This is a genomic window from Paenibacillus montanisoli (genome assembly GCF_003268025.1).
GTDB classification, from domain to species: Bacteria; Bacillota; Bacilli; order Paenibacillales; family Paenibacillaceae; genus Paenibacillus_Z; species Paenibacillus_Z montanisoli.
The window spans coordinates 1,675,456-1,696,120 of record NZ_QLUW01000001.1; the positions used below are offsets into that span (position 1 = coordinate 1,675,456).

Genomic DNA, 20,665 nt, shown 5'->3' on the forward strand with positions numbered 1-20,665 from the left:
ATGCGCAATATGATACGGCTGCTTCGGTATTTGCGTCCGAGCACTAGCTGGGTCGTCATTTCGTTCGCGACGATGATCCTTGGTACCGTCATCGATCTCATCGCGCCGTGGATGCTCAAGCTGGTTTTCGACGAGGGCATTGCCAAAAGCGACATGAAGATGGTTTTAATCGTAGCGCTGGGGTTGTTCGGCATACAGGTCATCAAGAGCATCGCAATGTTCGTGCAGGGGAGAGCGCAGGAGCTGGTCGGGCAGAATGTCGTTCATACGCTGCGGGAGCAGTTGTATAACCACTTGCAGAGACTGTCGTTCAGCTACTACGATAAGGCCCAGACCGGCCAGCTGATGTCGCGGATGACAGGCGATATCGAATCGGTCAAAAACTTCATCGGCTTCGGCGCGATGGCCATGCTGACCGGGATCATGACCTTTATCGGCACGATTATTTTTATGGCGTTCATCCAGTGGCAGGTGACGCTGCTCTGCATGGCAAGCGTACCGCTGCTGCTGCTGTCGCTTTATCAATTCAACAAGAAGGTCGGCCCTGCCTGGGGGCAAATCAGGGAGCAGATGGGCCGGCTGACGACGACGCTGCAGGAAAATATTTCGGGGATCCGCGTCGTTAAGGCGTTTGCCCGCGAACATGTGGAGCAGTCCAAATTCGAGGCGCGCAACGATCAAAACTTCGAAACGAACATGGATAGAGCGAAGCTGGAGGCGAAGGCATTCCCGCTTATGAGCTTCTACGGCGGGCTTGTGTTTCTGACGATGGTATGGGTCGGCGCTTATTTCGTTGCCAAAGGCACCATGACGCTTGGGACCTTCATGGCGTTCCAATGGTACACGTGGGGCATTATTTGGCCGCTCAACATGCTTGGCTGGCAAATCAACATCATGCAGCAGGCGATCAAAGCGGCGCCGCGCGTCTTCGAGGTGCTGGATACGCCTGTAGATATCAGCTCCGAGTCAGGTAAGGCCCAAAATTCCGACCGCATCGAGGGCAACGTGACCTTCGACGGCGTGTCGTTCTATTTCGCCGACCAGGATCCCGAGCAGGAAGCGGGCATCTTGGAAAATATCTCTTTCGGCGTGAAGCAGGGCGAGGTGATCGCCGTGCTCGGCGCGACAGGCTCCGGGAAGAGCAGCCTCATTTCGCTGCTTTCGCGCTTCTACGACGTCAGCCATGGCCGGCTGCTCATTGACGGCGTCGACGTCCGCGATTACGAGCTCGAGGGGCTTCGCCGCAAAATCGGCATCGTGCCGCAAGAAACGTTCCTCTTCTCGGCGACCATCCGCGAGAACATTGCCTACGGGATGCCGGAAGCGACCCAGGAGCAGATCGAGTGGGCGTCGAGCAAAGCGCAGATCCATTCTTTCATCGAGTCTTTGCCTCATGGCTACGACACCTTGATCGGCGAACGCGGCGTCGGGTTGTCCGGAGGACAGCGGCAGCGCGTCGCGCTTGCGCGCGCCATTTTGATGGATCCGCCGATACTCGTGCTGGACGAAGCGACAGCAAGCGTCGATACGGCCACGGAATCCGCGATTCACGAAGAACTGCTTGAGGTGATGAAGGGGCGCACAACGTTCATCATCGCGCAGCGTTTATCCTCGGTGAAGCGGGCCGACCGCATCATCGTGCTTGACGGAGGACGAATCGTCCAGCAGGGAACGCACAAAGAGCTGTTCCAGCAGGAAGGCTTTTTCCGCAATCTGTTCCAAATGCAAGAGGCTGCCGCAGCCAAATAATTAGTTAACGGCATAAATCAATTTAATTAATGTCATAAAAGGAGGGAAACCTCTATGAGTCAAGTCGAATGGGATGCAGACGACGATTTAGAAGAGAAGCCGTTTAACCGCGCGTACATGAAGCGATTGCTCCGCTACGTGCTCCCATACCGCAAAGTATTGTCCATCGTCGTTCTCATCGTCCTGTTCAACATGGGCTTAAGCCTTGCCGAGCCGCTCCTGATCCGGTACGTGATCGACGAAGGCATCATGAAACAAGACTTCTTCATCATTCATATGGTCGGTATTACGCTGCTGGCCATCAAAGCGATAGGTTGGCTGTTCGGCTTTCTCCACACCCGGATGATCAACTTCACCGGACAACGGATTTTGTTCGATTTGCGCCAACAGCTGTTCAATCATTTGCAATCCTTATCGTTCCGTTTCTTTGACGGCAGGCCAGCCGGGAAAATCATGTCCCGGATCACGAACGACACGAACGCGATCGGAGAATTGATCAACGGCGGCTTAATTACGCTCGTCATGGAGTTCACGCACCTCATCGGTATCGTCGCAATCCTGCTGTGGATGGATTGGAAGCTGGCTTTATTGTCGTTCATCACGCTGCCGATGCTCTACCTCGTCGTAGGCAGCATGCAGTCCAAGATCGAAGGCTCCTGGTCGCGTTCGCGCAAAACGATGTCCGCGATCAACGGCAATCTGAACGAGACGCTTCAAGGGATCCGCGTTATTCAGGCGTTCTCGCGCCAAAAGGAGAACAACAAGCGCTTCGAGACGCTGAACACGCGGAACAAGAACGCGTTCATGCGCGCGGTCACGCTGGAGTCGCTGGTGTTTCCGGCGGTGGAGATGATCGGCGTTATCGGCACATGCGTCGTACTCTGGTTCGGCGCGAGAGAAGTTTTGAGCGGCGAGCTGACGCTCGGGTTCATCATGGCTTTCATCAACTATCTGTGGCGTTTCTGGGGGCCGCTGAGCGCGCTCTCCAAGGTATACAGCCAAGTATTGGCGGCAATGGCTTCCGCTGAACGAATTTTCGAAATCTTGGACTCCGAGCCCGAGGTGAAGGACCGTCCTGACGCGAAGCCGATGAAGCCGATTCAAGGGGAGGTCGTCTTCGAGAACGTATCGTTCCGTTATGAGACGGAGAAGCCGGAGGTGCTGAAGGATGTCAATCTGCGCATCAGGCCGGGCCAGCGCGTCGCGCTTGTCGGTCCGACCGGCGCGGGCAAGAGTACGATCGTCAATCTCTTGATGCGCTTCTATGACGCGACCGGCGGCCGGATTTTAATTGACGGTCAGGATGTGAAGGGGGTTACCCTGGAATCGCTGAGACGACAGATGGGCATCGTGCTTCAGGACTCGTTCATCTTCTCCGGGACGATCGAAGAGAATCTGCGGTACGGCAACGAAGACGCAACGGATGAGGCGCTGCGCCGCGCGGCCGAGAACGTGCGGATCGACCGTTTCGTCTCGCAATTCGCGGACGGCTACCGGACGCAGGTCGAAGAGCGCGGCTCAAAGCTGTCCGTCGGCCAGCGCCAGCTGCTGGCATTCGGCCGCGTCCTCCTATCGGATCCGCGCATACTGATCTTGGATGAGGCGACCTCCAGCGTAGATACGGAGACGGAACAGCACATCCAAGCCGCGCTTCAGACGATGCTGGAAGGGAGGACCGCGTTCATCATTGCGCACCGGCTGTCCACGATCCGCGATGCCGACGTTATTCTCGTCGTGAAGGACGGCCGGATTTCCGAGCATGGCTCGCACGACGATCTCATAAAGCAGAACGGGCTCTACAAGAAGCTTTATATGACGCAATTTGAAATGCAGCAATCGCTCGCAATGCAGACGGGCGCGTAAAAGGGGGGGCAGTTCCGATCAGTCGGGGCTGCTCTTTTTTTATGATTTTGATATCTGGGAAGGGGAGCAGCGTTTGCAGGTTGAAAGCAGCTATTGTAGCCGGTTAGGGTGCGGCTGCTAACGAATTCTATCGTGCTTAATTGCGTGATAAACGCTGGCTTTGAATTCTAACGAACTCAAACAACCTTATCGCTGCTCAAATTGCCCGATCCGGCAGGTTATACAACAAATAACGTTTCTGGAGTTCGTTAAACCGGAAATGCGGCCTTTTTCAAGCAAATAAGTTCAATATGGTTCGTTAGCTCGTATGCGGGCAGCTGTCAGCGAGAGCGGTGGAAATTTCCGAGGGGCTGCTGCACTATGGGGTTAGAGTTACATATGCGGTCGATTGTGCGTTCCGGAGCTTAGCAATGCGCTAAATCTCCGAAGAGAATGTTTCGGAGTTTTAGCAATGCGCTAAATCTCCGAAGAGAATGTTTCGGAGTTTAGCAATGTGCTAAATCTCCGAAGAGAATGTTTCGGAGTTTTAGCAATGCGCTAAATCTCCGAAGAGAATGTTTCGGAGTTTTAGCAATGCGCTAAATCTCCAAAGTAATGTTTCGGAGTTTTAGCACAAGGATAAACTAGAAAATAAATTGACATTCACCCGCAAATTTAATAAGCTTACAAGGAATTTTCAAATCTGTAAGACAGGAGATCGATTATGAAATTCAACATGAAAATCAAAGATTTTGCAGCTGCAGATATGAATGTGGCAGATGGACTATATCATTTTGTCGTTACGATGTCCGATAACACGCAATGCCGGTTGATCTTCACGAAGAAGCCGGATTGGAAGCTGATTGGCGTGAACCGTCTTCTGACCGTTCCTTGCCCAATCTGCAGAAGAGATTACTACTGCAATTGCATGTCCAAATATGCGGAAGAGTTTGAGCGCGAAGTGCTCGACAAGGAGCTTATTTCTTCCGTTCTTTAAGATTCAGTCCATGGCATTTGCCGCTTGCATCCCGATTGCGGCTTTGCTATACTAACGAGCAATAAGCACACAGGCCAATGATGAGAATCCAACTCGGAGGCGTTGCGTACAGAGTTTTTGCGGCAGCTTTCTCGCCGTCCGAAGGCTCTCCAAGCATTCCGGCACCGCACCGTTATCGGCGGACTGAGGGAGTCAATCGGCAGATTGGCTAATTTGGGTGGCACCGCGAACGCGTTCTTCGTCCCATGGTTTTGGGACAACAGGAACGCGTATTTTGTTTTGTCCCGCATCTGACTTTTGACAAGGGAGTGCTGAACATGCTGGACATGAACATGATTAGGAAGCAAGCGGACGACTATCAAGAGGCGGCGGATTGGAAAGGGATTTCGATCTCGATCGGAGAGCTGATCGAGACCGACGACCGCAGGCGGGAGCTGCTTCAAGAGACGGAAGCGCTGCGCGCGGAGCGAAACCGCCGCTCGAAGGCGATCGAGCGGCTTATGCTCGAGGGCAGGAAGGAAGAGGCGGAGCCATTAAAACGGGAAACCGCCGAGCTGCTTCAGCGGCTGAAAGAAGCGGAATCGAAGTTCCGGCAGACGGCGTACCGGTATGAGGAGCTGATGCTCCGCGTGCCGAATCTCACCTCGCCCGATACGCCGATGGGCAAGAGCGACGCGGACAACGTAGAGGTTAGACGCGAGGGCGACGTTCCGGATTTTCCGTTCAACGCGTTAAGCCATGTAGAGCTTGGCGAGCGGCACGGCATGTTCGATTTCGCGCGCGGAGTGAAGCTTGGCGGTACAAGGCAGTATGTGCTGAAGAACAGCGGTTTGCAGCTGCACCGGGCCGTCCAGCAGCTCGCGCTCGACATGCTTGCGGACAAAGGCTATGAGCTGATGGACGTGCCGGCGTTGGTGAAGGAGGAGACGCTGGTCGCTTCGGGCTATTTTCCGGCGAACCGGGATCAGACCTACGGCATCCAAGGCGAGGACAAATGGCTTATCGGGACGTCGGAGGTACCGCTTGTGTCGTATTTCAGCGGCGAGGTGCTCGATCTGGCGGCACCGAAGCTGATTGGCGCCGTCAGCCCTTGCTATCGGAGCGAGGTCGGTTCGTCGGGGCGGGACGTTCACGGCCTGTACCGGGTCCATCAGTTCGCCAAAGTAGAACAAGTCGTGATATGCCAAGCAAAGCTTGAAACGGCACTAGCGCTGCTTGAGCAAATGACGGCCAACGGCGAGGAACTGCTCCGGCTGCTTGAACTGCCGTATCGGGTTGTAGCGGTGTGCGCCGGCGATATGTCGCAGAAAAACTACAAGCAGTATGACATCGAGACTTGGATGCCAAGCCGGGACGGCTACGGCGAGACGCACTCGGCTTCGCTGCTGCTTGATTTTCAGGCTAGGAGATCGAATATCCGGTACCTGGATGAGAACGGCAAGTCCCGCTTTGCCTATACGTTGAACAATACCATGGTCGCTACGCCGCGCATCCTCATACCGCTCCTGGAGAACCATCAGCGCGAAGACGGCTCGATCCATATACCTAAGGCTCTTCGTCCCTATATGAGAGGATTGTCGGAGCTTCGTCCGCAGCATGTCGATAAGGTCTAGCCTGTCTCCCCTTTTGCGGGTATACTTGAAGGGATACTTCCATCCGCTGGAAAAACGAGAGGAGCAGGCTGCATGAGTTTGGGGAAAATCAGTCAGGCCGCAGATCGGATTCGCGCTAATGTTGGTAAAGTTATCGTAGGGAAAGAAGATATCGTAGACAAATTGATTATTGCGATCCTCACCTCCGGCCACGTACTCCTGGAAGATGTGCCTGGTACGGGGAAGACGCTGCTGGCCAAAGCGCTGGCCAAGTCGATCGACGGCGAGTTTAAGCGGATTCAATTTACGCCGGACTTGCTGCCGTCGGATTTGACGGGCATTCATTTCTATAACCAGAAGCTGGCGGAATTTGAATTCCGGCCGGGACCGCTCTTCGCCAATATCGTCTTGGCGGACGAAATCAACCGGGCGACGCCGAGGACGCAATCGAGCTTGCTGGAGTGCATGGAGGAGCGGCAAGTGAGCATCGACGGCACGACGCATGCGCTTGGCCGGCCGTTCCTCGTCATCGCAACGCAAAATCCGATTGAGCAGCAGGGAACGTTCCCTTTGCCGGAAGCGCAGCTGGACCGTTTTCTATTCAAGGTGAAGATGGGCTATCCTTCGACCGAGGAAGGCATCGCCATCATGAAGCGGTTCATGGCGGATAGCCCGCTGGAGCAGCTTGAGCCGGTGATCGGCGCGGATGAAATCGAAGCCGCCAAGCAGCTGTATACGGGCGTTCAGGTAAGCGACGAGCTGCTCGGCTATATGCTGGCAATCGTGGAAGCGACGCGCAAACACCCGGATGCGGCGCTGGGCGCCAGTCCGCGCAGCAGTCAAGCGCTGTTGCGCGCCTGCCAAGCGCGGGCAGCCATCCAAGGCAGAAGCTATGTGCTGCCGGATGACGTGAAAGCGATGGCGTTTCCGGTGCTGGCCCACCGCATCGCGCTTCGCAGCGTGCAGCGGATGCGCCCGGAAGCGGCCGAGCAAGTGATCGGCGGCATTTTGGCGTCCGTCCCCGTACCGGCCGACCCTCCGCTCGTCGGGAGAGCGTAAGCGCGTGCGGCGCGGGAGGAGATGAAGCATGGGCATACATTGGTATATCCTTAGCGCGCTATTTGTCATCCTCGCGCAGCGGTTTCTATTCCGCTATTTAGGGATGAGAGGAGTCGCGTATTCGCGTTCATTTAACGTTCAGACTTGTTTTGAAGGCGACCGCATCGAAATGGTGGAGCGCCTGGCGAACCGGAAGCTTATGCCGGTTCCGTGGCTTCGGGTGGAATCGCTGCTTCACATCGGCCTGAAATTCGAGAGCGACAGCAACTTCGCGGTGAGCAACGGGCAATTTTATCAAAATCACCGGAGCCTGTTCAGCCTTATGGGAAACAAGCAGCTGACGAGACGACATTCCGTGCTTGCTACCGCCAGAGGCTGCTATCGGCTGACGAGCGCCTCGCTTACGTTCGGCGATCTGTTCGGCATGTTCAGCTCGTGGCGCTCGGTGCCTATAGACGTGGAGCTGCTCGTCTATCCGCAGCCGGCCGACCGTTCGCTGATCCAGCTCCCTTCCCGAAGCTGGCAAGGGGATATCGCGGTACGGCGATGGATCGTCGAGGATCCGTTCTGCATCAGCGGTGTCAGAGAGTACCGTCCCGGGGATTCGTTCAAAATGGTCAATTGGAGCGCGACGGCGCGAACCGGCTCGATGCAGGTGCATCGGCGCGATTATACGGCGGATTATCGGCTTATCGTGCTGCTAAACGTCGAGGATCATGCCGGCATGTGGGAGGTTGTCAATAACCCGGCGCTGATCGAGGAAGGCGTCCGTTATGCGGCTGCGATTTTGCAGTATGCAACGGAGCAGGGCATGGAGACGGCCTTTGCGTGCAACGGCCACGATCTCGACCAGCCAGGTACCGTTATGACGGTGGAGCGGGGCAGCGGCAGCGAGCATTTGCTTCATCTCTACGGACAGCTGGCGAAGCTTGTCATCGCGCGGGCGCTGCCGTTCGATGCGATGCTCGAGCAGCTGAGCGCGGATTGGGAGGAGCGCTGCGACATCGTCATTATATCGGCCTTCATGAGCGAACCGATTGAAAGGGAAATGACCAAGCTGCGCAGTGCTGGCCATTCCGTCGATTGGCTGCGCATTGCGGATGCGGAGGTGGCGGCGGGATGACCAAATGGAGCTCGTTCGCGCGAGGCGCAGGTTCGCTTCTCGTTGCCGGGTTGACCGAGCTGTTGCTGTTCTTGCCGGTAGTGCTCGCCGTCTATCTATGGCGGCCGCAATTCGAGGTGCCGTTCATCGTGCTTCTTGCGCTGCTGCTGGCAGCCTACGCGGCAGGATGCGTATGCAATGCGCTGACGAAGTTTACGCATCCGTTCCCGCGGGTGATGATCGGAGTAATCCTGGCAGGCGCATGCGGGTATTTGCTGTATGGCCTTACGGTTGAAGGCGCCGTAACCCTTGTTTACTTGGCGGCTGCGATTTTTCGAGGCTCGGGCTATGCGGTGACGCCGGCTGTGCTGCGCATGCTGCCGAGGACGTACGTGCTCGGCACGGCGTTTTATTTTGCCGGGTCGGTCGTCTATCAATTCAATGAAACGTTTCGCGATTACCGTTCGCTATACTTGGCTTGCGGACTTCTTACGCTCGGCTTAACGCTCTATCAGGCGAACCGCGGCACGGTGGGCCGGGAGACGCTGTCAGGCGATGCGAAGCCGGCGGTGGATCGGACCGTACGAAGACATAACCGTCTGTTTGTCGGCATCGCGGCCGTAATCTCGGTTCTCATCGTGCTTACTTACCAGCTGCAGGAAGTATTCGGCGCCCTTGGACGCGGCATCAAGTCCTTGCTGGGCGGCTTGCTTAGCGGCGGCGGCGAGGAGCCGCCTGTCCAAACAGGGCAAGAAGCGCTGCCGCCGCCAGAAATGCCCGGGCTGGCAGAAGGTTCGAAAGGGCTGCCGTTCTGGGTGGAGCTTATCTTTTACAGCATTGCGGGGGCTCTTGTCCTCTTCGTGCTGTGGCTGCTATTACGCAAGCTCAAGGAGCTGCCGGAATGGCTGAAGCGGCTGCAAAGCAAGCTGGCCGAGTTCTTCCGACGCGACCGCTCGGTGATGGCAAGCGGGTATGTCGACGAGGTAGAACGGATCCGAAACACGGGAAGCCGGTTGAGCTTCTGGAAAAACCGCTCCAAGGAGCACAAGCTAAAGTGGAAGGATCTGGCCGACAACGAAGCGCGTGTCCGGTACTTGTACAGACGGTGGATTGGAGCTTATGTCAAGAAGGGATACACGTTTAAGCCGCATAGTACGCCGCTTGAGATTGGATCCGATGTGCAGACGCTTGGCGGCAGCAGCGCCGGCGAGACGGCGCTGCTGGAAGCGTATCAGCGCGTCCGGTACGGCAAAGAGAATGTGGCGAACGAGTTGTTGGAGCAGCTGATTGATCGGGACGGCGGCGTGAAACGTTGAGCGGGGCCGCCGGGCTTCATGGCATAATCATCCAGCGATGGGGGCACTCTAAGCCGGAACAAGATTTCGCGCAAGGAGGCTATCTATGAATATGCAAAGCGGGCAACCGTTCAACAGCCAGCAGTTAAGCTATGAACAGTTCCAAGAGCAGGTGAAGCAAAAGCAGCAGCAGGAGCAAATGCAGGCGCAGCAGGCGCTGCGCAGCGCGGGCTTGGACCGCAATTCCCAGCAAGTGCAGCAACTCGTTCAAGAGTTGTATAACATTGAGCAGGAGTTGAAGCAGGCGGAGAATCAACTGCAAATGCAGATGGATGCTCAGAAACGTCAGATCCAGCTCATACAGAAGCGAATCCAGCAAGCCATGGCTCAAGTAAAGAGCAGCTTGCCCGCTAATTCAGGAAGACCATACATGCAATAACAACCAATTGAATAGGCTATTGAAAAACCTTCTTGCCTGTAACGTGTCGGACGTGCAGCAAGAAGGTTTTTTTGGCATAGAATATGTAAGGTTATATAACATAATTGACTTGAATTATTACAATTTTCAACCTATCATGTTATATAAGATGACACAAAGAACGTGAGCGCGGCATCGCAGCTGCTGATCGTTCGGGCTGCGGCAATATCAAGCGGAGGAGGAGCGCAATGAAAATCGGCAGTATTTACTTAGCGGCCGGGTCAAGCAAGCGGATGGGCGAAGCGAAGCTGTCGATGGAGCTTGCTTCCGGTATTACGGTTGGGAGCCGGGCATTGCTTGAGCTGCGGCATTCCGGAGTTCGCCCGATCATCGTGGTCGTGCGGCCGGAAGATCCGCTATTGTGGCTCTATGACCGCAGGGAACGGCATGGCGCCCTCCCAAAATACCGTATTGCGCCTTGCCGCGATGCGCATGCAGGGGTGTCCCGCTCGATAAAGAGAGGGGTGCAAGCGCTAATGGCGGAGGACGCGGACGCGGCGTTAATCGCGCTGGCGGATCAGCCGTTTGTATCGGCATCGCTGCTGAGGCGGCTTATATCGGTATACCGGGACGATCCTGCCGCGGATTTCGTTGCTTGCAGGTATGGCGAAGTTGTAGGGCCGCCTGTCATATTCAACAAGTCCTTGTTCCCGATGCTATGCGCGTTGCAGGGAGACAGCGGAGCATGGCAGCTTTTGCAGTCGCCGGAATACAGGGGCAAGGAAGTGCGGCATGCCGCCGAATGGGCGTTTCTCGACGTCGATACGATGGAACAGCTAGAGAAAGCGAAACGGATTTGGTCCCGATTGCAATTAAAAGCCAAGTAGCGGTACAGAAATTTAATATATGTCATATAAGTTTACGTTAAGTCTTTACTCTTCTGTTGACTGCCGTGAATGTTATTAGCCTTTTCGCCTTATATATTAGAGAGCGGGTCTTGTTCGGAGGTGATCAGGATGATCGTCACCATGACTGTCCTGCCGTTAGATTGGCATCCGCCGGATGCGGCAGCAGGGCCGAATCCGGCGCCGGCGGAATTCTAGGAAGTGCTGACCGGCAAGCAATGCGGTGTGCGGGCTATGGCGGCATCATCCGCGCGGGCCATCGAACAAGGAGGGATCCGGCTTGAGCGAAAAAGAGCGGCATCTGTATGAATTTCAGGAGGCCAGCTGCAAATCAAACGCGTTTGCCTGCGGCGGCAAACCAATTGAACTCATCGGCACGTTCGGCGAAATCAAAGCGGAGACGGCAGCCGCGATTGCGGGGTGCAGCTTATGAGCATTAGTTTATGGCAGCTGAACACGTTTGGCAAAGAGATCTTCTTGGCACAGCTCGGCGGCGTGTTCGAGCATTCGCCTTGGGTCGCGGAGAGAGCTTGGGAGAGAAGACCGTTCCACTCCATAAGCGAGCTGCACGAGGCGATGATGAAAGCGGTAAAAGGCGCCGATGAAGAACAGGTGACCAGTCTGCTGCGCGCCCATCCGGATTTGGCTTCGCGCGTACAATTGACGGTTTATTCGGCTGCTGAGCAGCGCGGCGCGGGACTGAACGAGCTGACTCCTGAAGAGTTCAGCGTGTTTGCCGAACGGAACGCCGCGTATACGGCAAAGTTCGGATTTCCGTTTATTATGGCGGTCCGCGGGAAAACGAAAGCGGAGCTGCTCGCTGCCATGCAGGAGCGGCTGGGCCATACGGTTCAGCAAGAACGCAAGCAGGCGCTGCTTGAGATTCATCGGATTACGCTGCTGCGGCTGATCGATCTGATTGAGGAATAAGCTTATCGCTACACGAGGGGAGGATGCGGCATGATGAAGCTTCGAGACGGCCGGACGCTTTATTATGGCAAAGGCGACGTGTTGACGTATCGCACGTATGCGGTACCGCTAGTTGTTGCGCCGATTCCGGAATCGGCTTACCGAGGCGATGCCAATGTCATTTTTGCTCACAACGTAACGTTCTCCGTCAGCGGTGAAGCATTGCTGGGCTCTTTCAGCGAAGGTGACAATTCACACGTCGTCGCCACCGATTCGATGAAAAATTTCATCCTCCGGCATGCAGCGAGCTACGGGGGAAGCACGACGGAAGGGTTTCTGGCTTATGCGGCAGAAGCTTTTCTCGAGCGCTATCCTCACATCGACGAGATCGAAATCCGCGGAGCGCGGCTGCCGTTCGAGACGCTGCCAGTCGGCGACGCGGCCGGACATCGCGAAAGCGGGCTCGTCTTCCGCCGTTCGCATAACGAGCATGCTCAAGCTGCGTTAGAGCTGAAGCGCGCGCCTGAAGGCGGGGCAGTCCGCACTGGGCATCTCTGCGGGCTGGAGGATGTGCAGCTGATCAAGGTGAGCGGCAGCTCGTTCCATGGTTTTATCCGCGATGAATATACAACGCTGCCGGACAGCTATGACCGGCCGCTATTAATTTATCTGAATGTCTATTGGCGCTATACGGACATTGACGATGCGCTGGACGGCGCTCGAGAGAGATACGTCGCGGCGGAGCAAATCCGGGACTTGGCCCAATCCGTTTTCCATGCGGTTCAGTCGCCGTCCATACAATATTTGGTTTGTCAGATCGGTCTGCAACTGTTGACCCGGTTCCCGCAGCTTGCCGAGGTCCGTTTCGAGTCGAACAACCGCACGTGGGAAACGGTCGTCGAGCCCGATCCGCTCACGCATGCCGGCGTGTATACGGAACCGAGGCCGCCATATGGTTTCCAGGGCTTTTCGCTGACTAGAGCGGATGCGGAGCGCGGCGATTTCCAGCTAGCGAATGAGCTCGGGAACGATGCCGGGCCGGAGGCCCAAACTGAAGGAAAGCCGGTCGTTTCGCCATGAGGGGGCAGCTGACTACGCATGTGCTCGATACGACGCGCGGCAAGCCGGCAGCCGGCATGCGCATCCAGCTTTGGGTCCGTTCCTCGCTCGGCAGGGCGCCCCAGCTGATCAAGGAGGTGCACACGAACGCGGACGGCCGGGTGGATGCGCCGCTGCTTAGCCGAGGGGAGCTGCACTATGGCGAGTATGAGCTTGTTTTCGATGTCGGGGGTTATTTCGGAGACGGCAATTTTCTGAATCTGGTACCCGTCCGATTCGTCGTCGACGATCCGGAGGCGAATTATCATATCCCGCTGCTTGTCGCGCCAGGGGGTTACAGCACATATAGAGGCAGCTAGTCTGGAAGGTTTTGCATATTTCCTTGCGAAATGGTAGAGTAAAGGCTGCCTACATACGCACACGCGCAAGGAGTGAAAAGCCATGTCAGAACCGCAATCCGTTCAAGTCCATCCCTTTTACAAGCATGCCGAAGAAGCGTTCAAGCTGCTGCCGGAAGCGACCGCAAGCCTCGCGAAGCTGCAGCAAGCGTTCAATCAGGCGAACGAAGATTTTTTGGCGATCGAGCTTAAGCATATGCTGGCCAGGCTGGAAGAGATTCGCGCGCTGTTCTCTGACGGTCCGCAGGGCTAACGGCAGGAATAAAGCTTTCCGGGTATCCGGGGAGCTTTTTTTAGTGAACCATTCAGCTGGAATAGGAGCGCGCCAGATAAAACAAAAGGCCATCCTTTGGGGGATGGCTCTTTAACTTGCCGTTCATTACATGGACGGATTTCCAGTGACTTTTCTAATACCCTGTTGCTGAGGTCTCTTTTCGATAACCAGCATGCTGTCATAATAACTCATCGACCAAGCTGAGGACGTGAAATGATTGTCTGGAGATAATTGATTACGAGAATGCCAAGCATTTAAATTGTCAATCAAGCTTTTGGAATATTCGATAAAACTATTGGGGTTGCGTAATCCGCCCCCAAACTCTGCCCAATAGCTTGTATGCAAATCCTCAATAAGATAAACCCCATTGGGAGAAAGGGTAGGGAAAAGTTCCTCGAATGTGATTTTTTGCTGGTGCATGAGATGACCGCCATCGTCGATGATAATGTCTATCTTAGGCAAAGATTGCTTTAACTCCCTCAGAAATGTCCGGTCACCTTGATCGCCTACCAGGATCTTGATTTGATCTTCCTCAAATGACTTACATAGAGGGTTAATATCAACTCCAAATATGGAGGCCTTTTTTCCGAAATAATGCTTCCACATTTGAAGGGACCCGCCATGAAACACCCCGATTTCCAAAATATTCACATCTCGGCCGACAAAGCGGCCAAAATGGTGCTCATAAATATCGAAATAGTGCGTCCATTTATCGATCAACCGTTTGTTATTATTTTCAAAGTAATCTATTAATTTTCCCATCAATAGTCTCCTTTCCAATGAAAAATCGATGCCCGAAACATGGAAACTCCTCGGTCGCTAGCCTCTCTCCCTTTTCTAGTTAAACTATCCTATTCGATGACTGCTATCTTCGGAAGGGCATATATCATTTAAAAATTAGGGCTGCAATCTACTATTTCCACCTAGTGATATGCCTCGAGCCATTTGCTCTAGCGACTCATACGATAGAGGAATGGAAGAGTAGAGGAGGCGTCCCCTTTGCCGATCTTGGACACAGGGCTGCTGTTTAACCGAGAGTTAAGGCGCACGGCAAGCCTAAGAATTACAGTCATGAACCGCGGAAGGCAGCAAGCGTCGGCCGGCATTCAGGTGTATACGATCGCGTCGGAAGAGGCTGGCGGGCATGAGCCGCCGCCGCTGTACGGCGAGCAACAGGGAGGAGGGTACGGGAAGCTGGTCATGCGGAGACTCGCGATCGTCGAGCTGCAGCCGGTCGGGTATGCCAGCGGTACGTTTACGGTTCAGCACGACGTGAGGGAATGGCCTGTCTTTGGCGTCAGCATCACCGCCGGGGGGCTTGCCGCGGGAGAAGTGTTCGCCTCGATGGCCGAGCTGGATGAGAGGGGCGAGATGATCGCCCAGCATAATCTGCAGGTGATGACCGCCCTCATGGACGAAATGATGCACGCCTACGTTGCCAATCACACCGGACATACCGTTACGGTGATTCAGACCGCGACCAACACGCGAGTGGCGACCATCCCGTTTCCGGCCGGGAGCAGTCCGCGGCAGCTTGATTTTACGCCGAACGGACGGGAAGTGTTCGTGACTTGTCAAGGCGATAAAACGGTCAAAATCATCAATGCGATGACCCACGCCATTGTCGGCGAAATTACGTTTCCGCAAGGGGCTGTGCCGCTTGCGGTCGCCATTTCGCGAAATAGCGGCAAAGCGTATGTGACGACGATGATGGAGGATTACATCGTTGTCGTCGATACGGAAACAAGAGCGTTCGTCAAGCTCATTCCGCTCCCGCCGGGCAGCGATCCGATCGCGCTGGCCGTGACGCCGGACGGTCAGCACGCATACTGCTGCTTAATCAACAAAGGCTGCATTGCGGTGTTGGACACGGCCACGCATGCCCTTAAGTCGATGATTAAGCTGCCGCCGGGAGCGAAGCCGTCCGCGATCGCATTTACGCCTGACGGGGCGATCGCGTACGTGACGGACGTCCGATTCGAGCGGGTCTACGCGATTCAAACGGAGAGTGGCGCGATTGCGGCGACAATCATGCTCGATGAGGGCAACGACCCCCAGAAGCTCGTCATAACACCGGACGGCGCGCTTGCGTATGTGGCGATACGCGGAGGCGACGAGATCGTCGTGATCAATCTGTCCCGCAACGAGATTTTGACCCGCATCGAGCTCCCGGCAGGCAGCAATGCAAGCGATATCGCGATAACGGCGGATGGGTTGAAGGTGTACGTGACGATACTGACCTTCGGCTACGTCGCCGTCATTGATGTTGCAAGCCAGCTCCCGATCGCCATCTTGCCAACGGGCAGCTTTCCTTCTGGCGTCGCTATTTCACCGATTTTGCTCGATTGAACCGTCCTTCTCACAAGCAAAGCCGCGGACAGGAAAGAAGCTAATAAGCTTCCTTCCTCCGCGGCTTTGTTATCTTTTTTGATCAATTTTAGAGCGGGAGCCAATTCAACACGCGCTGAATGTTCGCATCCCAATAGCCCCACTCATGCTCGCCCGGCCCTTCCTCATACTCGAGCGGAAGACCCAGCTTGAGCGCATGATCCCGGAACCGGGTGTTGTGCTCGTACAGGAAATCCTCGGTGCCGCAGCATTGGAACAGCTTTGGAACCGGCTTGCCGGAAGCGGTGAGACGTTCGGCGGCCAGGAACACATTGTTGGGAAGCGCATCGGCTTTCTCGTGCGTCCCGAAAATCAGATTGTAATCCGCCGGGAAGCGGTCATGAAAGCTTCTCACATCAAGAGCGCCAGACAGGCTGGCTGCCGCCGCATAGCGCTCCGGGAAATTGAACGCCAGCTTGAACGCACCATAACCGCCCATCGACAGACCGGCCACAAAATTATCCTCCCGGCGGTCCGAGAGCGGGAAGAAGGAGCGGGCGATCGCAGGCAGCTCCTCGCTGATGTAAGTCCAATACTTCATGCCTTTATCCATGTCGGCATAATAGCTGCGGTGAACGGCCGGCATTACGACGGCGATCCCTAGCGGCGCGACGTAACGCTCGATCGAGGTCCGGCGCAGCCAGATGGAGTGGTCGTCTGATAAGCCGTGCAGCAGAAGGAGCGTCTTCAACTTTGCCGAGCCGGCGCTGGAGGCCATCCCGATTTGCGAAGGGGCGGACTGTGGTAAAATAACGTTCATCGACATCGATAAACCGAGTATTTCGGAATGGAAATCGCATTGGATTAATGCCATGCTTAAGTTCAACCTCCGGTTATAGAAGATGTGGTTAGGACTAGCTCTTTCATTTTACACGATTTGGGTCGAACTTGAAGCTGCATAGAGAAAGGAGCTGCAAAACAATGAAAATGCAAGCGGCGATGCAAGGACAAGAGCTCCTGACAGATACGCTTCGGGAACAGCTTGCAGTTTGGAAAATACACGATGTGATCGTTCTGCGGCGCGGCGAGCTTCTAATGGAGTGGCATGACAGCGGGGCGGACCGGCTGGCCGCGGTGTATTCCTGCACGAAAAGCATCCTCTCCGCGCTTATCGGCATCGCCATCGAAGAAAAGTACATAGGCGGCATCGAGGAGCCGATCTCCAACTATTTTCCGGGGTTGAATACCGATGAGCGCAAGAGCCGCATCCTCATCAAGCACCTGCTGACGATGACCTCCGGACTTGAGTGGCCGGATTTTGACAAGCCTTATTGGAAAATGAAGCGGACCGACGACTGGATCGTATTTATCCTCTCGCAGCCGATGGCGCAAGATCCCGGAGAAGCATTCGCCTACAATTCCGGAGGCTCTCATTTGCTCTCGTCGATTCTGACGAAAGCCACGGGCTCTTCAACCTACGCGTATGCGGAAGAGAAGCTGTTCCGGCCGCTGCGTTTTCGCAAGCCGAGATGGAACAGCCATGATGGCGTCTATGAAGGCGGAGCAGGCCTGCATTTGACGTCGAACGATATGGCGAAATTCGGGCAGCTATACTTACAGGGCGGCCGCTGGGAAGGGGATCAGCTTATTCCGCGGTCGTGGGTCGAAGTCTCCACATCGGTGCATCACAAAGGACTTGCCCATTACGAGCCCCCGATATTCGGCGAATACGGCTATCATTGGTGGATATCGCTGCAATCGCAGAACGGCGTGGCGGATTGCTGCTTTGCCAAAGGCTACGGCGGCCAGTACATATTCATCGTGCCGTCGCTCGACCTGGTTGCCGCGATCCGCAAGGAGCCCGAAGGCAAGAGCGGCGCGATCTACGCGAAGGAGCTGCTGTATAAGCATATCGTTCCGTTCTGTTCATAATCTGTTCAAAAACCGCTGATATGCTTATAGCGTACGAACAGATTAGAGAGGAACTGATCCGAATGGAAGAACGCCCGAATCAAGTTGAAAAAGGAAATTGGAAGCAGCTGATCCGATTGATCCGGCAGACCCGGCCCTCCGCAGGGCTGATCATCATCGCCGTTACGATGGGATTGATCGGAACGCTGATCTCGCTCGTTATTCCGCTGTTTACGAAAAATCTCGTTGACGGCTTCTCCATCAGCCGGTTGAGCTGGCAGCAAATCGCCATGTTCGGCGGCGTCTTCGTCCTCCAAGCGCTGGCAAGCGGCTTGTCCATGTATTTGCTGAACGCGATCGGGCAGCGCGTCGTCGCCAACCTGCGCGACAAGCTGTGGCGGAAGCTGCTGAAGCTGCCGGTCAGCTACTACGATAACCATCGGACGGGAGAAACGATCAGCCGGATGACCAGTGACACCGGTATCGTGAAGCAGCTTATCGCGGATAATTTGACGAATTTCTTGACCGGTATCATATCCGTCATCGGCTCCGTCGCGGTCTTGTTCTATATGGACTGGCAAATGACCTCCGTCATGCTTGGCGTCATTCCGGTCGCGGCGCTATTCATGGCACCGCTCGGCAGGCAAATGTATCTGGTATCGAAAGGACTGCAGGAGGAAACCGCTTCGTTTACGACGACATTGACGCAGGTGCTGTCCGAAGTGCGGCTCGTCAAATCAATGAATGCCGAGAAGCGCGAATACGCAGCCGGCAGCAAAGGCATTAACTCGCTGTTTAAGTTCGGCTTGAAGGAAGCGCGCATCCAAGCGATGATCGCGCCGCTCATGTTCTTCGTCATGATGATGCTGCTCGTCGTTATTATCGGATACGGCGGCATGCGCGTCTCATCCGGCGCATTGTCGGCCGGCGAGCTGGTCGCATTCATTCTTTATCTCATTCAGATCGTCATGCCAATGACGCAAATTACGTCGTTCTTTACGCAATTCAAGAAGACGGTCGGCGCCACGGAACGCATCATCACGATTCTGGATGCGCCGGAGGAGGATCATGAGAGCGGCATTCCCGTCGTGAAAGCGGATCAGACCCTTTCGATCAATAACCTCAGCTTTCAATATTCGAACGGCGAGCCGGTCTTGTCGGGGCTTGATTTTCGCGTCGAGCCGGGTACGGTAACGGCGATTGTCGGCCCCAGCGGCGGCGGCAAGACCACGCTTTTCTCGCTGCTCGAACGGTATTACGAGCCGACCGGCGGCTCCATCAAGCTCGGCCAAGATCCGATTGACCGCTTTAATCTCGAGGTTTGGCGCAGTCAATTCGGCTATGTTTCGCAGGAAAGCCCGCTGATTGCGGGTACGATTCGGGACAATCTATGTTATGGCATCGGTCATGAAGTAAGCGAGGCGAGCATAGTGCGGGCAGCCGAAATGGCCTACGCACATGAATTCATTAGCGAGCTGCCAAACGGTTATGATACAGAGGTTGGCGAACGCGGGATCAAACTCTCCGGCGGTCAGCGTCAGCGGATTGCCATCGCAAGGGCGCTGCTGCGCGACCCGAAAATATTGATGCTGGACGAGGCAACGTCGAGCCTCGACAGCAAATCCGAGGTTGTCGTGCAGGAAGCGCTCAAAAATTTAATGGTCGGCTCGTCATCGCCCACAGGCTGTCGACGGTCGTGGATGCCGATCACATTTTGTTTATCGAGAAGGGGAGGCTGACGGGCAGCGGCACGCACGCGGAGCTGCTGGAGACGCACCCGATGTATTTGGAATTTGCCACGCAGCAGCTACGGCTGCAAGAGAAAGAAACCGTAGAATTAGAGTAGTCAGCATGGACGGGCCCGTGTATAGTTAAGGGTGGCAATTTTAATCAATCAAGTGAATGTCAGGGAGGAATATACGATGCAAACGAAATTTTTGAAAGCACTCTGGGGGATGGAAGGCACTCCTTACCGGGATATGTTTGTTCGGATTAAAGCTGCGGGCTTCGACGGTGTCGAAACGCCGATGCCGGATGCCGAGCACGAAAATGAATTCAAGGAACTGCTTCAAGAGTTCCAATTTGACTTTATTCCGCAAATCTTCACGGGCGGCAGCGATCATGCGGCACATGCGGCCAGCTTCGCGGAGCAAGTAGAGCGTGCGGTATCCTTCAAGCCGCTGTTCGTCAACTCCCACAGCGCGCGCGACCACTTTACGTTTGAGCAGCAAGTTAGCTTCTTCGAGCAGGCGCTTGCCGTTGAACGTTCGACAGGCCTTGCAGTCGGCCATGAAACGCACCGCCAGCGCGCGATGTTTACGCCTTGGACGACAGCTCGCTTGCTGGAAGCACTGCCAGAGCTGAAAATTACGGCGGACTTCAGCCACTGGACATGCGTTTGCGAATCGCATCTGGCTGACAATAGAGCGGACATCGAGATCGCCATATCCCGCACGCTCCACATTCATGCCCGCGTAGGCTATGCGGAAGGCCCGCAAGTGCCGGATCCGTCGGCACCGGAGTATGCAACCGAAGTCGCTTTGTTCGAGGGCTGGTGGAAAGAAATGATCCAAAGCCGCGCCGCTCAAGGTAACGCGATCTCCACGGTAGTGCCGGAATTCGGCCCTCCAGGCTATATGCACACGCTGCCGCACACGAACGTACCGGTTGCGGATCTGTGGGAAGTAAACGATTGGATCTATAGACGTTTCAAAGAAAACGTAAAAAAATGGCAGGCGTAAGCCGTTAAAAATTCGGAAATTCCATTCTCAATGATAATTATTATCACTGTTGGCTATACTAATGTATAGAAGGACAGGATGAGCCG

19 protein-coding genes and 1 pseudogene are annotated in these 20,665 nt (G+C 55.2%); 18 read left to right on the forward strand and 2 right to left on the reverse strand.

Going from position 1 to position 20,665, the window contains the following annotated elements; all coding sequences use genetic code 11:
* From DL346_RS07495 to DL346_RS07555, 14 genes are all read left to right on the forward strand, one after another.
* Complete coding sequence (locus DL346_RS07495; protein ID WP_112881386.1) at positions 1-1,749, forward strand: ABC transporter ATP-binding protein; 1,749 nt, start codon at positions 1-3, stop codon at positions 1,747-1,749.
* 54 nt (positions 1,750-1,803) lie between these two features.
* Entirely contained in the window at positions 1,804-3,612 is a 1,809-nt protein-coding gene (locus DL346_RS07500) for an ABC transporter ATP-binding protein (protein ID WP_112881387.1), read from the forward strand.
* Between the two features lie 703 nt (positions 3,613-4,315).
* Positions 4,316-4,588 (forward strand): hypothetical protein, encoded by a 273-nt coding sequence (locus DL346_RS07505; RefSeq protein ID WP_112881388.1) that lies wholly within the window; start codon positions 4,316-4,318, stop codon positions 4,586-4,588.
* A gap of 317 nt (positions 4,589-4,905) precedes the next feature.
* The gene (serS, locus tag DL346_RS07510) at positions 4,906-6,201 is read left to right on the forward strand and encodes a serine--tRNA ligase (protein WP_112881389.1); all 1,296 of its coding nucleotides are present in this window, start codon (positions 4,906-4,908) and stop codon (positions 6,199-6,201) included.
* A 72-nt stretch (positions 6,202-6,273) separates the two neighbouring features.
* Positions 6,274-7,239: an AAA family ATPase gene (locus DL346_RS07515; protein WP_112881390.1), complete on the forward strand. Its 966-nt coding sequence runs from the start codon at positions 6,274-6,276 to the stop codon at positions 7,237-7,239.
* 28 nt (positions 7,240-7,267) lie between these two features.
* On the forward strand, positions 7,268-8,362 hold the full coding sequence (locus DL346_RS07520) for a DUF58 domain-containing protein (RefSeq protein ID WP_112881391.1): 1,095 nt from the start codon (positions 7,268-7,270) through the stop codon (positions 8,360-8,362).
* The gene (locus DL346_RS07525; RefSeq protein WP_112881392.1) at positions 8,359-9,657 is read left to right on the forward strand and encodes a DUF4129 domain-containing protein; all 1,299 of its coding nucleotides are present in this window, start codon (positions 8,359-8,361) and stop codon (positions 9,655-9,657) included. The genes DL346_RS07520 and DL346_RS07525 overlap by 4 nt, the downstream gene beginning before the upstream one ends.
* Positions 9,658-9,742: 85 nt before the next feature.
* Positions 9,743-10,075, forward strand: coding sequence for a hypothetical protein (locus DL346_RS07530; RefSeq protein WP_112881393.1), 333 nt, complete (start codon positions 9,743-9,745; stop codon positions 10,073-10,075).
* A 227-nt stretch (positions 10,076-10,302) separates the two neighbouring features.
* Positions 10,303-10,941 (forward strand): nucleotidyltransferase family protein, encoded by a 639-nt coding sequence (locus DL346_RS07535; RefSeq protein WP_112881394.1) that lies wholly within the window; start codon positions 10,303-10,305, stop codon positions 10,939-10,941.
* 298 nt (positions 10,942-11,239) lie between these two features.
* A complete protein-coding gene (locus DL346_RS28970) occupies positions 11,240-11,392 on the forward strand; it encodes a hypothetical protein (RefSeq protein WP_165822402.1) in 153 nt (50 codons plus the stop codon).
* Positions 11,389-11,889 carry a 2-oxo-4-hydroxy-4-carboxy-5-ureidoimidazoline decarboxylase gene (gene uraD, locus DL346_RS07540; RefSeq protein ID WP_112881395.1) on the forward strand — a complete coding sequence of 167 codons (501 nt, stop codon included), beginning with the start codon at positions 11,389-11,391 and terminating at the stop codon, positions 11,887-11,889. The genes DL346_RS28970 and uraD overlap by 4 nt, the downstream gene beginning before the upstream one ends.
* 30 nt (positions 11,890-11,919) lie before the next feature.
* Positions 11,920-12,948 carry a factor-independent urate hydroxylase gene (pucL, locus tag DL346_RS07545; RefSeq protein ID WP_112881396.1) on the forward strand — a complete coding sequence of 343 codons (1,029 nt, stop codon included), beginning with the start codon at positions 11,920-11,922 and terminating at the stop codon, positions 12,946-12,948.
* On the forward strand, positions 12,945-13,286 hold the full coding sequence (uraH, locus tag DL346_RS07550) for a hydroxyisourate hydrolase (protein ID WP_112881397.1): 342 nt from the start codon (positions 12,945-12,947) through the stop codon (positions 13,284-13,286). Before pucL ends, uraH begins: the two co-directional genes overlap by 4 nt.
* Before the next feature lie 82 nt (positions 13,287-13,368).
* Positions 13,369-13,578: a hypothetical protein gene (locus tag DL346_RS07555; RefSeq protein WP_112881398.1), complete on the forward strand. Its 210-nt coding sequence runs from the start codon at positions 13,369-13,371 to the stop codon at positions 13,576-13,578.
* A gap of 126 nt (positions 13,579-13,704) precedes the next feature.
* On the opposite strand, the gene DL346_RS07560 is transcribed toward DL346_RS07555, so the two are convergent.
* The gene (locus DL346_RS07560; RefSeq protein WP_112881399.1) at positions 13,705-14,361 is read right to left on the reverse strand and encodes a class I SAM-dependent methyltransferase; all 657 of its coding nucleotides are present in this window, start codon (positions 14,359-14,361) and stop codon (positions 13,705-13,707) included.
* A 237-nt stretch (positions 14,362-14,598) separates the two neighbouring features.
* Between DL346_RS07560 and DL346_RS07565 the strand changes: the two genes are divergently transcribed.
* The gene (locus DL346_RS07565; protein WP_112881400.1) at positions 14,599-15,948 is read left to right on the forward strand and encodes a beta-propeller fold lactonase family protein; all 1,350 of its coding nucleotides are present in this window, start codon (positions 14,599-14,601) and stop codon (positions 15,946-15,948) included.
* A gap of 88 nt (positions 15,949-16,036) precedes the next feature.
* On the opposite strand, the gene DL346_RS07570 is transcribed toward DL346_RS07565, so the two are convergent.
* Positions 16,037-16,801 carry an alpha/beta hydrolase gene (locus DL346_RS07570; protein ID WP_112881401.1) on the reverse strand — a complete coding sequence of 255 codons (765 nt, stop codon included), beginning with the start codon at positions 16,799-16,801 and terminating at the stop codon, positions 16,037-16,039.
* Between the two features lie 107 nt (positions 16,802-16,908).
* On the opposite strand from DL346_RS07570, the gene DL346_RS07575 reads away from it, so the two are divergent.
* The 3 genes and pseudogenes from DL346_RS07575 to DL346_RS07585 all read left to right on the forward strand — a co-directional run bounded on the left by DL346_RS07575 (position 16,909) and on the right by DL346_RS07585 (position 20,579).
* Positions 16,909-17,859, forward strand: a complete 951-nt coding sequence (locus DL346_RS07575) for a serine hydrolase domain-containing protein (protein ID WP_112881402.1) — start codon at positions 16,909-16,911, stop codon at positions 17,857-17,859.
* A gap of 62 nt (positions 17,860-17,921) precedes the next feature.
* Positions 17,922-19,684: pseudogene (locus tag DL346_RS07580) on the forward strand (ABC transporter ATP-binding protein).
* A 76-nt stretch (positions 19,685-19,760) separates the two neighbouring features.
* Positions 19,761-20,579 carry a sugar phosphate isomerase/epimerase family protein gene (locus DL346_RS07585; RefSeq protein ID WP_112881403.1) on the forward strand — a complete coding sequence of 273 codons (819 nt, stop codon included), beginning with the start codon at positions 19,761-19,763 and terminating at the stop codon, positions 20,577-20,579.
* The last annotated feature ends 86 nt before the right edge of the window (positions 20,580-20,665 follow it).